This window comes from Amycolatopsis silviterrae, from assembly GCF_042684085.1.
In the GTDB taxonomy this organism is placed as follows: domain Bacteria; phylum Actinomycetota; class Actinomycetes; order Mycobacteriales; family Pseudonocardiaceae; genus Amycolatopsis; species Amycolatopsis silviterrae.
In genome coordinates this window covers 380,825-394,948 of record NZ_JBHUKS010000027.1, presented here as the reverse complement: position 1 = coordinate 394,948, position 14,124 = coordinate 380,825, and the positions used below count along the sequence as shown (strand labels likewise).

Here is a 14,124-nt window from a genome sequence, read left to right as displayed (position 1 = left end):
GATCGGTAGGGTGCCTGCCATGGACCGGCGTGAACTGATCGATCAGGCTCTCCGCGGCGTCGAGGCGTGGGAACGCAAATGGGGCCCGTTCGCCCCGTCCCCGGCGAGCAGCCCGGACGTCGACCTCCCCGCACTCCTCGAAACCTATGCCGCCCGGATGGACGCGTCCTTCCCGTTCTTCCACCCGCGCTACGCGGGCCAGATGCTCAAACCGCCGCATCCGGTCGCGGTCGCCGCCTATCTCGCCGCGATGGTGGTCAACCCGAACAACCACGCGCTCGACGCGTCGCAGGCCACCTCGCCGATGGAGGTCGAGGTCGTCGCGGACCTGGCGCGGATGTTCGGGTTCGCCGAACCGTCGCTCGGGCATCTCACCTCCAGCGGGACCATCGCGAATCTCGAAGCCCTCTGGGTCGCCCGCGAGCTGGCCCCGGGCAAGGCGGTCGTCCATTCGCGGGACGCGCACTACACGCACGGCCGGATGTGCCAGGTGCTCGGCGTGGAATCCCGTGCGGTGCGGGCGCTTCCGGACGGTCGCGTCGACCTGGAGGCCGTCGAAGCCGAAGTCCGCGGCGGCGGGGTGGGCACGGTGGTGCTGACGCCGGGGACGACCGGGCTCGGCGCGGTCGACGACATCCGGCAGGCCCTCGCGCTGAAGGAACGGTACGGCGTCCGCCTGCACGTCGATGGGGCGTACGGCGGGTTTTACGCCCTGCTGGACGAATACGAGGCCTATCGTGCGATCGGCGGATGCGATTCGATCGTCGTCGATCCGCACAAGCACGGGCTTCAGCCGTACGGCTGCGGCGCGGTGCTGTTCGCCGATCCGGCGGTCGGCCGGTTTTATAAACATGACTCGCCCTATACCTACTTCACTTCCGACGAGCTGCACCTCGGCGAGATCTCCCTGGAATGCTCCCGCGCGGGCGCCGCGGCCGGAGCGCTGTGGCTTACCCTGCAAGCATTTCCGCTGGAGCGCGACCGCGGACTCGGGAAGCTGCTCGCCGCCTGCCGCCGGGCAGCGAACGATTTCGCCGCCCGGATCAAGGAATCCGACCGGTTCGCGTTGCATCTTGAGCCCACTTTGGACATTGTCGCTTACTGGCCCCGGCGGTCCCGGATGAGCGAGATTTCCGAAGCGGCCAACACCATGCTGCAGAAAGGCATGGCGGACGCGGAAAACCCGCTGTATCTGTCCACTTTGCGCGTCGAAGCGGACGCATTCGCCACGCTGCACCCGGAGGTCGAACGCGACGCCGAGACGGTCACGATCCTCCGGTCGGTGCTGATGAAGCCGGAGCACGAGGCCTGGGTTCCGCAGCTCAAGCAAGCGCTCGACCGGTTGGCGGAGTGAGTCCCGGACAGCGGGACTGATCTTTCCGCCCCGGGCGGGCCGCCGGTTACATCGGTGCGCATGGCTGAGGAACCGCGCACCGCAGAGCGGCCGACCTGGTATTACGTGCTGATCGTGGTGGCGATCGCGCTCCTGACCGAGAACGCCAACTTCGAGTTCACCCTTGTCGGGGTGGGCCTGCCCGACATCGCCGCCGCCTTCGGCACCCACCAGGTGGCGCTGGTGATGACCGTCGTCTTCGTCGCGTCGCTGGTCTTCCTCCCGATCGCCGGGAAACTCGCCGACGCGCACGGCAAGAAAAAAGTCCTGATGGCCGCGGCCGTCATGTTCGGTGCTGGTTCGCTGATCTGCGCGCTGGCACCGGTGTATTGGCTTTTCCTGACCGGACGCGTGCTGCAGTCCGCTTTCGTCGTCGCGTACGTCGCCGGTTACGGCCTGATCCGGGACCTCTTTCCGCCGCGACTGGTGCCGCTCGGCGTCGGTGCGCTCGGGGTCGGCACTGGGGTGGCCGCGTTCGGCGGTCCGCTGCTCGGCGGGTATTTGGTCGATGCCTTCGGCTTTCGCAGCGCCTTTTGGTTCACGCTCGGCTACGACGTCGTCGTCTCGACGCTCGTGCTGCTTGTCGTGCCGGAAACCCGGGTGCGGATCAAACGCCGGATCGACGTCGCCGGCGGTCTTCTGCTCGGAGCGGGAATGGCGGTGCTCGTGCTCGGGCTGGTCGAGAAGCAGTATCTCGGGTATCTGCTGGTGCTTTCCGTTGTGCTGCTGGTGCTTTTCGTGCTTGTCGAGCGCCGCCGGGCCGAACCGTTGATCGATCTCGCGCTGGTGTCGGAACCGAAGGTGTGGCTGACTCTGCTGGCTTCCGGGACCGCCATTTTCGTCACCACGGCCAACAGTTCCGTGCTTATCCCGCAACTGCTGCGGACTCCGCACGTTCCCGGGGTCGCGGAGCGCGGTCTCGGCATGACCGCGCTGGAATACGGGGTGAGTTACGGTCTTCCTTTCGGGCTCGTCGGCGCAGCGGCGGGGTACGCGGCAGGGTGGGTGTGCCGGAGGTTCGCGCCGAGAACCGCTTTGCTCACCTCGATTATCGGCACTCTCGGGGGAGTGGTGCTGATCCTTTTCGGACAGTTGAGCGGGCCGGTGCTGATCGTGGTGATCGCCGGGCTCATGGGGATCGGGCTCGGGTTTCTCTATGCGGGGGCCAATAATCTCGTCATCGAGGCGGTGCCCGCGGAAGCGCAGGGGGTCACGACTTCGTTGCTGTACACCGCGCTCGGCGTGATGAATACGCTCGGCACGGCGATTGTCGGCGCAGTCACTTCCGCTCATCAAGTCCGGCTCCCCGGTGCCTCGATTACCAGCGATACCGGATATCAGGCGGCGTACTTCGTTCTGCTCGGTGTCGGCGTGCTCGCGCTCGTGCTGACTTTCGTGATGCGACACGGACGAACTCCGGCTACCGGCGGGACAGCAGCCGGGTAAGATTCCTGTTGTGACGGAATGGAAATTCGCCGTGAGCACGCTGGGGATGCCCGGAATTCCGGTGCGGGAATCGGCCGCGATCGCCGCCGCGCACGGATGCGCCGGGCTGGAACTGCGAGTGCACGCGGACGAAGAAGTCCATTTAGGACTCACCAACGCCGCGACCATTCGCGAACAGATCACCGAAGCGGGGCTAGAGATTTCCGCGCTGGCCAGCTATGTCCAGGTCTGCGCACCTGGCCCGGTGGGCGAACTCCGCGCACTTATTGACCTGGCCGTGCAACTGAACGCCCCGGCGATCCGGGTCTTCCCCGGTGGCGACGGAAGCGATGGCCGTGCGGTGGAACGGATCGCCGCGGTACTGCCGGACCTGACCGCGGCGGGCATCCGGCTGCTCGTCGAGACCCACGATTCCCATCTGACCGCCGAATCCGTGCTCCGCTTGGTCACGCCGTTCGCCGACCCGGCACGGGTGGCGGTCCTGTGGGACGCGCTGCATCCGTGGCGGGCCGGCGAACCTCCGGCGCGGACCCGGGCACTGCTCGGCGAGTACCTCGGGTACTTCCAGCTGAAAGACACGACCGCCGACCTGACGCCCGTCCCGCCGGGCGAGGGGAGGGTTCCGCTCGCGGAATGCGGACGGCTGCTGCGGCCGTGGTCCGGCTGGATTTCCCTGGAATGGGAACGCGCCTGGCATCCGGGGATCGCGCCGGTCGACGTCCCGCTGCGCGCGGCGGCGGAGTGGCTGGCGCGCTGGCGCGGCTGATCAGTCGGCGAAGGTCTGCGCCGCCACGTACTCATCCAGCCCGCGCCCGGTCAGCGGATAGTAGTCCGACAACCGGCCGCCCTCGTCGAGCCTTTGTCGCGCAAATGCTTCCTTGTCTTGGTGCGCAAGGGAATCCTCCGCGATCGCCAGCGCTTTCTGCTGCGGCACCACGACCGCGCCGTCCTCGTCGGCCACGATCAAATCGCCGGGCGTCACCAGCGCGCCGCCCGCGCCGATCGGGACGTTGAACGCCGCCGGGAACAGCTCTGTCTGCGACGCGTAATGCGGCGTCACCCCGGTGCACCACACCGGAACGCCCAGCGCACGGATCCGCGCGGCGTCGCGAACCCGGCCGTCCACCACGATTCCGGCCCCGCCGCGCAGCTTGAAGTAGCGCACGAGCATGTCGCCGAGACAGCCGGTGAAGTGACTGCCGAACGCGGAAACGACCAGCACGTCACCCGGCTGGATCGACTCCAGCACCTGCCACAACGCGGTCTTGCGCTCGGCGTCCTCCTGCGCGGTGCCGGAGAAAACGTCCTCGCGCTGCGGCAGGAACTGCAGCGTCACCGCGCCGCCGACCACCTTGACGTCCGGTGTGCGGTGCAGCGGGACCGGGCCGTCGAGGAAGGTCCGCGTGATGCCCATCTGGTGCAGCTTCGCGCACGCCGTCGCCGCGCTCACGTCGTCCAATGCCTCGACCATCCGCGCGGTCGGCCGGGTGAAGGTCGCGGTCTGCACCGGTGCCAGCTTCGAGTCGTACGTGTCGGTTTTCCCTGCTGGGACAGCCTGCCGGCCGTTCGCGTCCATGGCGTGCCTCTCCGCGCGTCGCCGTCCGAGTGACGGTGACATTATCGTCTATCGATGGTAGATGTAACCGCCGACGGCCGAGAGCTGTCAACCTCGGGCCCCCGAGGCCCCGGCAGAAGGGAGACCGCTGTGCCCGCATCCCCGGATTGGTTCGAGCCGGCCCGGTTCGGATTGTTCGTCCACTTCGGCCTCTACAGCCTGGCCGCGCGGCACGAATGGGTCCGCAGCCGCGAGGCGATCCCGGACGCCGAATACGACCGCTACCTCGAACGATTCGATCCCGACCGGTTCGACGCCCCGGCGCTGGCCCAAGCCGCCCGCGCGGCCGGGATGCGCTACGCCGTGCTGACCGCCAAGCACCACGACGGCTTCTGCCTCTTCGGCTCGAAACTGACCGACTACCACTCGGTCCGCGTCACCGGCCGCGACCTGGTCGCCGAGTTCGCCGACGCGATGCGCGCCGAGGGCATCCGCGTCGGGCTGTACTACTCGCTGCTCGACTGGCATCACCCGGATTTCGAGATCGACCGCTACCACCCGCTGCACGCCGACGCCGCCGCGCTGGAACAACCGCGCGACATGGCCCGCTACCGGGAGTTCCTGCGCGGCCAGGTCACCGAGCTGCTCACCGAGTACGGCGACATCGACCTGCTGTTCTTCGACTTCACGTACCCGGCGAAAGGCCCCGAGGACTGGGGCGCGGAGGAGCTGCTGGCCCTCGTCCGCGAGCTGCGCCCGGGAATTCTGGTCAACGACCGCCTCGGCATCCCCGGCGATTACGTGACGCCGGAGCAGTACCAGCCCGACCGTCCGCTGGAACGCGACGGCGTGCCGGTGCGCTGGGAAGCCTGCCACACGCTCAACGGATCCTGGGGCTACGACCGCGACAACCACGAGTACAAAGACCCGGCCCTGCTGGTGCGGATGCTGGTCCAATCGGTGGCCTGCGGCGGAAACCTGCTGCTGAACGTCGGCCCGACCGGTCGCGGCGCGCTCGACCCGCGCGCCCGCGAGACGCTCGCCGCCATCGGCGAGTGGATGCAGCTGCACGAACGCTCGGTGCACAACGCCGGCCCGGCGGAGTTCACGCCGCCGTCGAACGTCCTGTACACGCAGGTCGGCGACCGGTTGTACGTGCATCTGCTGTTCTGGCCGCTCAAACACCTCCACCTGCCGGGGCTGGCCGGGCGAGTCCGGTACGCGCAGCTGCTGCACGACGGTTCGGAGGTGCGGTTTCACCAGCTGAACGGGGAAAACCACGAGCACAACAACCTCGCGCCGCCTCGTCAGGACGCGGGCACGCTCACCCTGACCCTGCCGATCATCGCGCCGGACGTGCTGCTTCCGGTGCTCGAACTGTTCCTCGAAGCCGATGCTTGAGCGACTGTCCGAAGTGGACTTGAAGCTGCCGGACGTCACCGATCGCGCGACCTGGGACGCGGCAGAACCCTCAGCGCGGCAGGACATTCTCGCCGAGGCCGCGCGCGAACTCGACCGTCCGGCCCCGCAGCTGCTGGCCGGAGACTGGGCCCGTCCGTTCCGCGACGGCAACCGCGGCGCGTACGAAACGCAGGTCCGGCTGCTGAAGGAACGCGTCACGGTGCTGGTCCTGGCCGCCGTGCTGACCGGCGAAGCCGCCCCGGCGACCGCGCCGCCGGGGGAGTGCCCGCACCTCGACGCGGCGATCGACGGCCTGGTCGCGCTCGCCGAGGCGACCACCTGGTGCTGGGCCCCGCACGACCGGTTCACCGCGGCCCGCGGCGACGTCCTCCCGGACCCGGACGAACCGTTCCTCGACCTCGGCGCGGCCGACGTCGTGTCCCTCTTCGCCTGGGCGGACCAGGTGCTCGGCCCGCACCTGGACCTGCGGGCCCCGGGCTTGCGCCGCCGTCTCCGGCGCGAGGCGGACCGGCGCGTGCTCGGTCCGTTCGAGCGGATCCGGGACTGGGCGTGGATCGGCGCGGACGGCACGGCGAACAACTGGAATCCGTGGATTCACGGCGCGGTTCTCGCCGCCGCGGTGTTCCTGTGCACCGATCACACTCGGCGCGACCGGTTGGTGCGGCTCGTGTGCGAAGGACTCGAGCACTACCTCGCCGTGCTGCCCGACGACGGGGCGATCGACGAGGGCATCGCGTACTGGTGGCAGGGCCCGTGCCGGTTGCTGGAGGCGCTGGACCTGCTGGACCTGGTATCGGAGAACGGCGGTGGTCCGGACAGGTGTGAACGGTTCACAGAGCTGCTGCGCTATCCCCAGCGGATGCATCTCGGCGAGGACTGGTACGTCAACGTCGGGGACGCTTCCGCGCGGTTGCTGCTGACTCAGCCCTGGCATGTGCCGTATCAGTGGGGTCTGCGGCTGGGCCAGCCGGAAACGGCGGCGCACGCGGCGGCCGGTGCGCGGTTGTCCGGCCGCGCAGTGCATCCGGCGGCCGGGCTCGGGCGCGCGCTCGCCGCGTTGCGGGACCCGGATTGGTGCCGAGCCGCCCTTGAAGGCCGTCCGGATACGCCGTGGCTGGCGCGCGAAGCGTGGTTTCCGCGCGTGCAGATTTTGGTGGCCCGCGAGGAAAACGGCCGATCCGATGGGCTCGCGGTGGCGGCGAAGGCCGGGCACAACGGGGAGCACCACAACCACCTGGACGTCGGCACGTACTGGGTCGCGCTCGACGGCCGTCCGATGGTCGTAGACGCTGGCCGCCCGACGTACACCGCCGCGACCTTCGGCCCGAACCGGTACGACGCGTGGCCGTTCCGCAGCGCTTGGCACAACGTCCCAGAACCCGGCGCGGAGCAAGTGACTGGTTCACAACACGGTGCTCGCGAAGTGTTAGCCGATCTCAGCGTGCCGAGCCTGCGTGCGGAACTGAGCGGGGCGTATCCGGACGGTGCCGTGTCGCGCTGGCAGCGGACGGTCCGGTTGCGCCGGGCGGAGCGCGAGGTGGTGGTCGAGGACGAGTGGGACGGAGCTTTGAATCCCGTTCTGCTGCACCATCTCCTCGCCGGTTCAGTCGAGTGCGGGGAGGGCTGGGCGGAGGTCTCCGCGGACGGCCGGACGCTGCGGCTGGCGTGGGACGCCGAGGTAGCGGCCGTGGAGGTGCGGGAGCAGCCGCTCGACGATCCGCTCCTGCGGCTGAGCTGGGGAAACGTCCTCACCCGGTTCACTCTGCGGGTCACCGATCCGGCCGTGCGCCGGGTCGCGGTGCGCTGGCGGCGGTGAAAATCCGGTCTTGACAGGCGAGGGGCTTGGCTTACGATCAGTTATCGATAGACGATGGCACTGCCCCCGGTCCGGCTCCCGGTCGCGCGGACGCCTGTCGCTGCCGAAGGCGTCGCCGCCGGTCTTGATGCGCGCGAATTCCGTTGCAGCACAGGCTTTTCGCTTCCGATTCGTTATTGACCGCGCCTGGGCCGCATGGTTTCATCTCGACTATCGATTACTCGTGAGAACGCAATGGAGCGTGGGGCTGACATGAGAAAACACTGGCGCCGAGGCACCGCTGCCGTTGCGGCGACGATCGTGCTGGGTTCGAGCGCGGCGTGTGCCGGCGGGTCGCCGGACGCGTCCGGGGAGACGACGCTGCGGGTGATCGTGAACATCACCCCGAACCTCACCCAGGAGTACTGGAAGGGCCTGTTCGCCCAGTACGAGCAGAAGCATCCGGGCGTGCACGTGAAACTGGAGCTGACCGGGACGATCTCGGCGGGCGCGAAGCTCAACCAGGACCTCGCCGCGGGCGATCCGCCGGACATCGCCCAGCAGATCGTCCCGACCAAGGAGAACGCGCAGCTGTTCACGGATCTCAGCGACCAGGAGTGGACGAAGGACACCCCGCTCGCGCAGCAGCACGAGATCGAGGGCAAGCGTTACCTGGTCGGCGTCGGCGAGCAGATCCAGTCGCTGGTGTTCTACAACAAGGCCGCCTTCGCGAAGGCCGGCGTCGACGCGGCGGCGATCAAGACTCTCGACCAGTTCACCGAGGCGATGGGCAAGCTTAAGGCGGCGGGCTACCAGCCGCTGCAGACTGCGGGGCAATGGGTGCCGGGGTCGCAGTTCTCCATGATGGCCGACGCGGGCGTGCTCACCGCCGATCCGGAGTGGACAGTGAAACGCACGGACAAGAAGGTCAGCTTCGCCGGCAGCGGCTATGTGAATTATTTGCAGCGCTACCAGAGCTGGATCCAGCAGGGCTATCTCCAGAAGAGCGCGCTCGGCCTCACCTACACCGACGGGCAGGCCGCGTTCCTCGCCGGCAAGTCGGCGATGTACGTGATGGGCTCGTACTTCGTCCCCGCCGCGGACAAGGCGAAGAAGAGCGACGAGATCGGCGTGTTCAGCATGCCGACCGACGGCGCGTACCCGTCCGGCCAGTTCGGCAACGTCGCGGACCCGTACGTGGTCGCCGCGGCCTCGCCGCATCCGCAGGAGGCGACCGAGCTGGTGCGCTGGCTGGTCACCGACAAGGAAGCCGTGCGCAGCCAGCTCGCCGCGGACGGCAACCTGCGCAAGGGCTTCGCCTACGAGATGTCGAGCCTCGGCAAGCAGGTGCAGCAGATCCTCGAAGCCGCGCCGTCGGTCCTCGTGAAGGCGGGCGAGCGGCAGCCGATCGACGGCTACACCACCGAACTGAACACCCAGGTGCAGTCCTTGTACACCGGCTCGTCGGCGCAGCAGGTCGCGGAGGGTTTGGACAAGTGGTGGAACTCGCAGAGCTGACGAAGCCGGTCGCGGCCCCGCCCGCGCCGCCACGGCGGAACACCCGGCCGCGCGGCGTCCGGCTCCGCGCGGCCGCCGTTTCGCTGGGCATGAGCGGCCCGGCCGTGCTGCTGTACACCGTGCTCACCGTCGTTCCCGTCGGCGTCGCGATCTATCTCAGCTTCACCGACTGGAACGGCTTTTCCAAGGCGGTGTTCGTCGGGCTGAAGAACTACGCGAAGCTGTTCTCCGACCCGGCATCGGGCCGCGCGTGGTACGTCACCGGCATCATTTCGGTGGCGGGCACGGTGCTGATGGTCGGCGGCGGGCTGGTGTACGCGCTGGCGTTGCGCGGCCGGTCCAAATGGAACTCCTTCTTTCGCGCACTGGCCTATTACCCGCACGTGATCAGCGCGCTGATCCTCGGCTATCTGTGGGCGGCGATCCTCGGCACCAACGGGGCGATCAACAGCACGCTGCAGAAATTCGGGCTCGGCCCGATCGGGTTTCTGTTCGACGAGAAGCTCGCGCTGATCGCGTTGATCTGGGTCATCGTATGGGCCGGATTCGGCTTCAACGTGGTGCTTTTCGTCGCCGCGCTGCAAACGGTTCCCGCGGAACTGCTTGAGGCGGCGGCGATCGACGGCGCGTCGAAGGGGCAGATCAACCGGCGGATCGTGATCCCGATGATCGCCCCGGTGGTCACCGTCGCGACCGTGCTGAACCTGGTCGGCCTGATCCGCGCCTACGACCTCGTCGTGAGCCTCACCGGCGGCGGACCGGCCGGATCGACCCAGACGTACGGGTATCTCATCCTCGCCAAATCGTTCGAGGGCACCAAAATCGGCTACGCGACCGCGCAGGCCGTGTTCCTGATGGTGGTCTCGGCCGCACTCGCGCTGCTGGTGACGGCGTTGCGCAACCGGCAAGACCAAGCCGCGTCGGGATAAGGGGGCAAGCAGTGGTGGTACAAGCGGAGCCGCGGGCTGTTCCCAAGCGGGTCTCGGATCGCGAGGGCGGCGTCGTCCGGTTCGTGCTGCTCGCCGGGCTCCTTGTGGTCATGGTGGTGCCGGTTTACCTGTTGCTGGTCAACAGTTTCAAACCGCAGGAAGACATCGTCGACAACCCGTTCGGGCTTCCGGTCGGGAACTTCACCTTCGATTTCATCAAGGCCGCGGCGACGAGCCCGGACTTCAATGTCCTGCAGGGCTACGGATTCACCCTGTTCCTCGTCGTCATGGTGGACATCTTCTGCATCGCGCTCGCCGGACCTGCGGCGTACGTGATCGCGCGCAGCCTGAAGAAACGCACGCAGCTGTTGCTGCTGTATTTCCTGGCGGGCACGTTCATTCCGGGCGCGGCGCTGGTGATCCCGGTGATCTATGTCCTGCGTTCAGTCGGCCTGGCGAACACCGTCACCGGCCTGATCGCGCACGACGTGGCCTCGACGCTGCCGGTGAGCATTTTCCTGTTCGTCGGCTTCATCCGCACCATTCCGGTCGACATCGACCACGCGGCGACGATCGACGGCGCCGGCCGGTACCGGACGTTCTGGCTGATCATTTTCCCGCTCATGCGCCCCGCCGTGGTCACCGTGCTGATCCTGAATTCGATCGGCATCTGGAACGACTTCGTCAGCCCGCAGATCCTGCTGAGCCCCGGTTCCGGCCACTACACCGTGACCACCGCGATCTACGCCGGGATCAGCCAGTACTCGACCGACCTGACGAAGGTCTTCCCGAACCTGCTGCTGGCGATCGCGCCGGTGATCATTTTCTTCATTTACATGCAACGGCACATCATCAGCGGCCTCACCGTCGGGGCCGTGAAGGGCTGAGTCTCTCTCAAAAGGAGTAAGGACAATGCAGTGCTGAGGAAAGTCGCGGTCCTGGCGGCCGCCTTCGCCACGACGCTCGCCGTCGCCCCCGCCGCTTCCGCGGCCGGACGCACGTTCTACGTGGCCACCACCGGTCACGACAGCGCGAACGGACAAGCCCCGACCACGGCGTTCCAGCACGTCCAACGCTGCGCGGACGTAATGGTCGCCGGTGACACGTGCGTCATCGCCGGCGGCACCTACCGGGAAACGGTGAAGCCAGCCAATTCCGGTACCGCCGGAGAGCCGATCACCTACCGCACCGCGCCCGGCGAGAAGGTGACACTGAGCGGTGCGGAACCGGTGCGCGGCTGGGCGAAAGTGTCCGCGGCCGACGTCGCGGCGATCGCCAAAAAAGACCCGTTCGCCGCGAACTCACCGTTCAGCCAAGCTGTTTCGGCGGGCAACGTCTACAGCACCGCAGTGGACCTCGGCACCGATGTGACCACCGTGCAGGTGTTCACCGACGGAACCATGGGCGTCGAAGCACAATGGCCTTACCCCGGCCTAGACCTGGTCACCCCGAAACTGGCCTACGCCGGCGCAGGCAGCGCCGACGCCACCATCGTCGACCCGGCAATGACCCGTCCCGCCGGATACTGGAACGGCGCTCGCGCGCTGACCGGCTACTGGTATGTGTCGGCAACGTCCACAGTGACCAGTTCCGCAGCCGGCTCGGTGACGCTGGCCGCCGCCCCGCCGTGCGTGCACAAGGTCGTGCCGAAGGACACGCGATACTCGCTGTTCGGCAAAATCGGCGAACTGGCGAATCCGGGGGAGTGGTTCTACGACACCTCCGCCAAACGGCTTTACGTTTACAGCACGGATAACCCAGCCGCACACAACGTCGAAGCCAAACGGCGCAAACTCGCCTTCGACCTCACCAACGCCAGCTACACCAACCTGACCGGCCTCACCTTGTTCGGCGCTTCAGTGCAGACTGGTTCGTCCAGCACAAATGTGGTGCTGGACAAGATCAATGCCCACTACCTGTCGCACTACACCGACATCACCCAGGGCGCGACAGACTGCGGTTCCACCGTAACCCGCGGCGTCGCCGACACCGGTCTCGTCATCAACGGGACCAACAACCAGGTCATCAACAGCAACCTGGCCTATAGCGCAGGCAACGCGATTGCCTTGCGCGGCCAGCACAATACCGCTTCCAACAACGTCATCCACGACGCTGACTACCTCGGCACCTACGCCGCAGGCATCGCCGTCGCGGGAAACAGCCAAACCGTGCAGCACAACACGATCTACCGCGTCGGCCGCAGCGGCATCAACCTGCAATGGGACGTCGCACCCGGCACGACACCCGGACCAGACCGTATCGCGTACAACGACATCTCCCAGTACGCCCGGCTCAGCCTGGACACCGCGGCGATCTACACCTGCTGCGCCTCCGACATGCTGAAAACGTCGATCGACCACAACGTCCTGCACGACGGCACCCCGACCCCCGGCGTGAACCCGTTCGCGGTAGCCGGAATCTACGCCGACAACGGCCAGAGCAATATCACCATCGCGAACAACGTCGGCTGGAACAACCTGGAGAAAACCGTGATGCTCAACGGCCTCGGCTCCGGCTCGCGCAACAACCTCGTCTACAACAACACTGGCGGCGCGACGTTGTTCTATGTCAAGGGACCCGGGCAGTCGACCGGAACCAAGCTGTACAACAACATCGGCGAGATCGTCGGCCTGGACGGCGCGACGGACGGCGGAATGCTGATCTCGAACAACCTCCCCGCAGGCACCGACCCGAAGTTCGTCGACGCGGCGAAGCACGACTACCGCTTGAACGCTGATTCCCCAGCCCGCAACGCAGCAATCCCGCTACCCGGCATCAACGACGGCTCAACGGATGCGACACCAAGCTTAGGCGCTTACCAATACGGCGCTCCTCAGTGGACCGCAGGCGCGACCCGGTAATACCCACGGTGCCCCGGACAGTCCGGGGCACCGTTTCTTCAGTCCTCCTGAATCCACACCGGACGGATGCTCATCTCGGTAAACCGCCACCCTTCCGGAGTCCTGACCGCCGCAGTGGCCACCCGCAACCCACTGCGGCGGTGGGGCGGCTGGCCTTCGCGGTAGAAGTAGACGAGCTGGTTGGCAGTCGCCGTGGCCCGGTCGCCGTCGAGGTCCACGAGGATGTCGCCGTGCACATGCTGGGCGAGTTCGCTGGGTTCTTTGGCGAGAAACGCGGTCACCTCGGCCAGCCCGCGCAACTCGCCGCGCGGGGAATGCACCGCGATGTCCGGATGGTAAACGCGGTCGATCTCGTCGTGCCGCCGCTCGTCCAGCATCCGGGCCAGCCGGGCGAACAGGTCAGCGACATCGAGACGGTCGGCAGCGGACATGGGAACCTCCAATGTTGGTGAGACCAACACTAGCGAAGGTTTGTTGGTCGCGCCAACACTGCTAGCCTGATCCGCATGGACGAGATCCCGCGCCGCCTGAAGGAGAAGCCGAGCTGGCTGCTCACCCAGCTGACCGTGCACGCCCGCCGGCTGGTCTCGGAGGGCTTCGCGGAGGCCGGAGCGCGCGGCTACCACTACCGGATCCTGGCCGCACTGGACGAGTTCGGCCCGTCCAGCCAGGCCGACCTGGGCCGCCGCTGCCGGGTAGACCGCAGCGACGTCGTGGCGGCGGTCAACCAGCTGACCGACCTGGGCTACGCGGACCGCACCCCCGACCCGGCCCACGGGCGGCGCAACATCGTGCACCTCACCAAGCCCGGGGCCCGGCAGCTGCGCCGGATGGACAAAATCCTGGACGGCGTGCAGGACGAGCTGCTGGGGGATCTGTCGGCAGAGGAGCGGGAGACGTTGGTGCGGCTGCTGGGACGAGTGCTAACCGACCACGAACGCAGCTGACCCGCGGACTTTGCGCGAACCTGGTGGGTGCGGCTGAGCCATCGAACGATGGAGCGGTGCGAGAACCCCCGGGTTCCCGAACGCGGCCGTGTCTCGGACAGCGGCAGGATGCGCGACCCCGGCAGGCCGCCAACGCCGCCTCCCCGAACGTCCGCGACCAACCCCGCCGCCGAAACCGCCCCCAGACCTGCCCCCGCCTCACCGCCCCAATGCGGCATTGGGTGCGTCAGATGCGCCCAATGTGGCGTTGGGTGCGTC

Annotated in this window: 12 protein-coding genes; 10 read left to right on the top strand and 2 right to left on the bottom strand. The window is 67.5% G+C overall.

The window, feature by feature from the left end:
• Window positions 1–19: 19 nt before the first annotated feature.
• Genes ACFSVL_RS35495 through ACFSVL_RS35485 form a run of 3 tightly spaced genes read left to right on the top strand, consistent with a single transcriptional unit; the run spans window position 20 to window position 3,605 of the window.
• Window positions 20–1,354 carry a pyridoxal phosphate-dependent decarboxylase family protein gene (locus ACFSVL_RS35495; protein ID WP_378310677.1) on the top strand — a complete coding sequence of 445 codons (1,335 nt, stop codon included), beginning with the start codon at window positions 20–22 and terminating at the stop codon, window positions 1,352–1,354.
• Window positions 1,355–1,414: 60 nt separating this feature from the next.
• Window positions 1,415–2,839 (top strand): MFS transporter, encoded by a 1,425-nt coding sequence (locus ACFSVL_RS35490; RefSeq protein WP_378310675.1) that lies wholly within the window; start codon window positions 1,415–1,417, stop codon window positions 2,837–2,839.
• A 10-nt stretch (window positions 2,840–2,849) separates the two neighbouring features.
• Window positions 2,850–3,605 (top strand): sugar phosphate isomerase/epimerase family protein, encoded by a 756-nt coding sequence (locus ACFSVL_RS35485; protein ID WP_378310673.1) that lies wholly within the window; start codon window positions 2,850–2,852, stop codon window positions 3,603–3,605.
• On the opposite strand, the gene ACFSVL_RS35480 is transcribed toward ACFSVL_RS35485, so the two are convergent.
• Window positions 3,606–4,415: an RraA family protein gene (locus ACFSVL_RS35480; RefSeq protein ID WP_378310672.1), complete on the bottom strand. Its 810-nt coding sequence runs from the start codon at window positions 4,413–4,415 to the stop codon at window positions 3,606–3,608.
• A gap of 129 nt (window positions 4,416–4,544) precedes the next feature.
• Between ACFSVL_RS35480 and ACFSVL_RS35475 the strand changes: the two genes are divergently transcribed.
• The 6 genes from ACFSVL_RS35475 to ACFSVL_RS35450 all read left to right on the top strand — a co-directional run bounded on the left by ACFSVL_RS35475 (window position 4,545) and on the right by ACFSVL_RS35450 (window position 12,919).
• Window positions 4,545–5,795: an alpha-L-fucosidase gene (locus ACFSVL_RS35475; protein ID WP_378310671.1), complete on the top strand. Its 1,251-nt coding sequence runs from the start codon at window positions 4,545–4,547 to the stop codon at window positions 5,793–5,795.
• Window positions 5,788–7,632 (top strand): heparinase II/III domain-containing protein, encoded by a 1,845-nt coding sequence (locus ACFSVL_RS35470; protein ID WP_378310669.1) that lies wholly within the window; start codon window positions 5,788–5,790, stop codon window positions 7,630–7,632. Before ACFSVL_RS35475 ends, ACFSVL_RS35470 begins: the two co-directional genes overlap by 8 nt.
• A 252-nt stretch (window positions 7,633–7,884) precedes the next feature.
• Window positions 7,885–9,129, top strand: coding sequence for an ABC transporter substrate-binding protein (locus tag ACFSVL_RS35465; protein ID WP_378310667.1), 1,245 nt, complete (start codon window positions 7,885–7,887; stop codon window positions 9,127–9,129).
• Window positions 9,108–10,058, top strand: a complete 951-nt coding sequence (locus ACFSVL_RS35460) for a carbohydrate ABC transporter permease (protein ID WP_378310665.1) — start codon at window positions 9,108–9,110, stop codon at window positions 10,056–10,058. The genes ACFSVL_RS35465 and ACFSVL_RS35460 overlap by 22 nt, the downstream gene beginning before the upstream one ends.
• 11 nt (window positions 10,059–10,069) lie before the next feature.
• On the top strand, window positions 10,070–10,945 hold the full coding sequence (locus tag ACFSVL_RS35455; RefSeq protein WP_378310663.1) for a carbohydrate ABC transporter permease: 876 nt from the start codon (window positions 10,070–10,072) through the stop codon (window positions 10,943–10,945).
• A gap of 30 nt (window positions 10,946–10,975) precedes the next feature.
• Complete coding sequence (locus ACFSVL_RS35450; RefSeq protein ID WP_378310661.1) at window positions 10,976–12,919, top strand: right-handed parallel beta-helix repeat-containing protein; 1,944 nt, start codon at window positions 10,976–10,978, stop codon at window positions 12,917–12,919.
• A gap of 38 nt (window positions 12,920–12,957) precedes the next feature.
• On the opposite strand, the gene ACFSVL_RS35445 is transcribed toward ACFSVL_RS35450, so the two are convergent.
• Window positions 12,958–13,350 carry a nuclear transport factor 2 family protein gene (locus ACFSVL_RS35445; protein ID WP_378310659.1) on the bottom strand — a complete coding sequence of 131 codons (393 nt, stop codon included), beginning with the start codon at window positions 13,348–13,350 and terminating at the stop codon, window positions 12,958–12,960.
• Between the two features lie 75 nt (window positions 13,351–13,425).
• Here ACFSVL_RS35445 and ACFSVL_RS35440 point away from each other — a divergent pair, with 75 nt between their 5' ends.
• Window positions 13,426–13,866 carry a MarR family winged helix-turn-helix transcriptional regulator gene (locus tag ACFSVL_RS35440; protein ID WP_378310657.1) on the top strand — a complete coding sequence of 147 codons (441 nt, stop codon included), beginning with the start codon at window positions 13,426–13,428 and terminating at the stop codon, window positions 13,864–13,866.
• The last annotated feature ends 258 nt before the right edge of the window (window positions 13,867–14,124 follow it).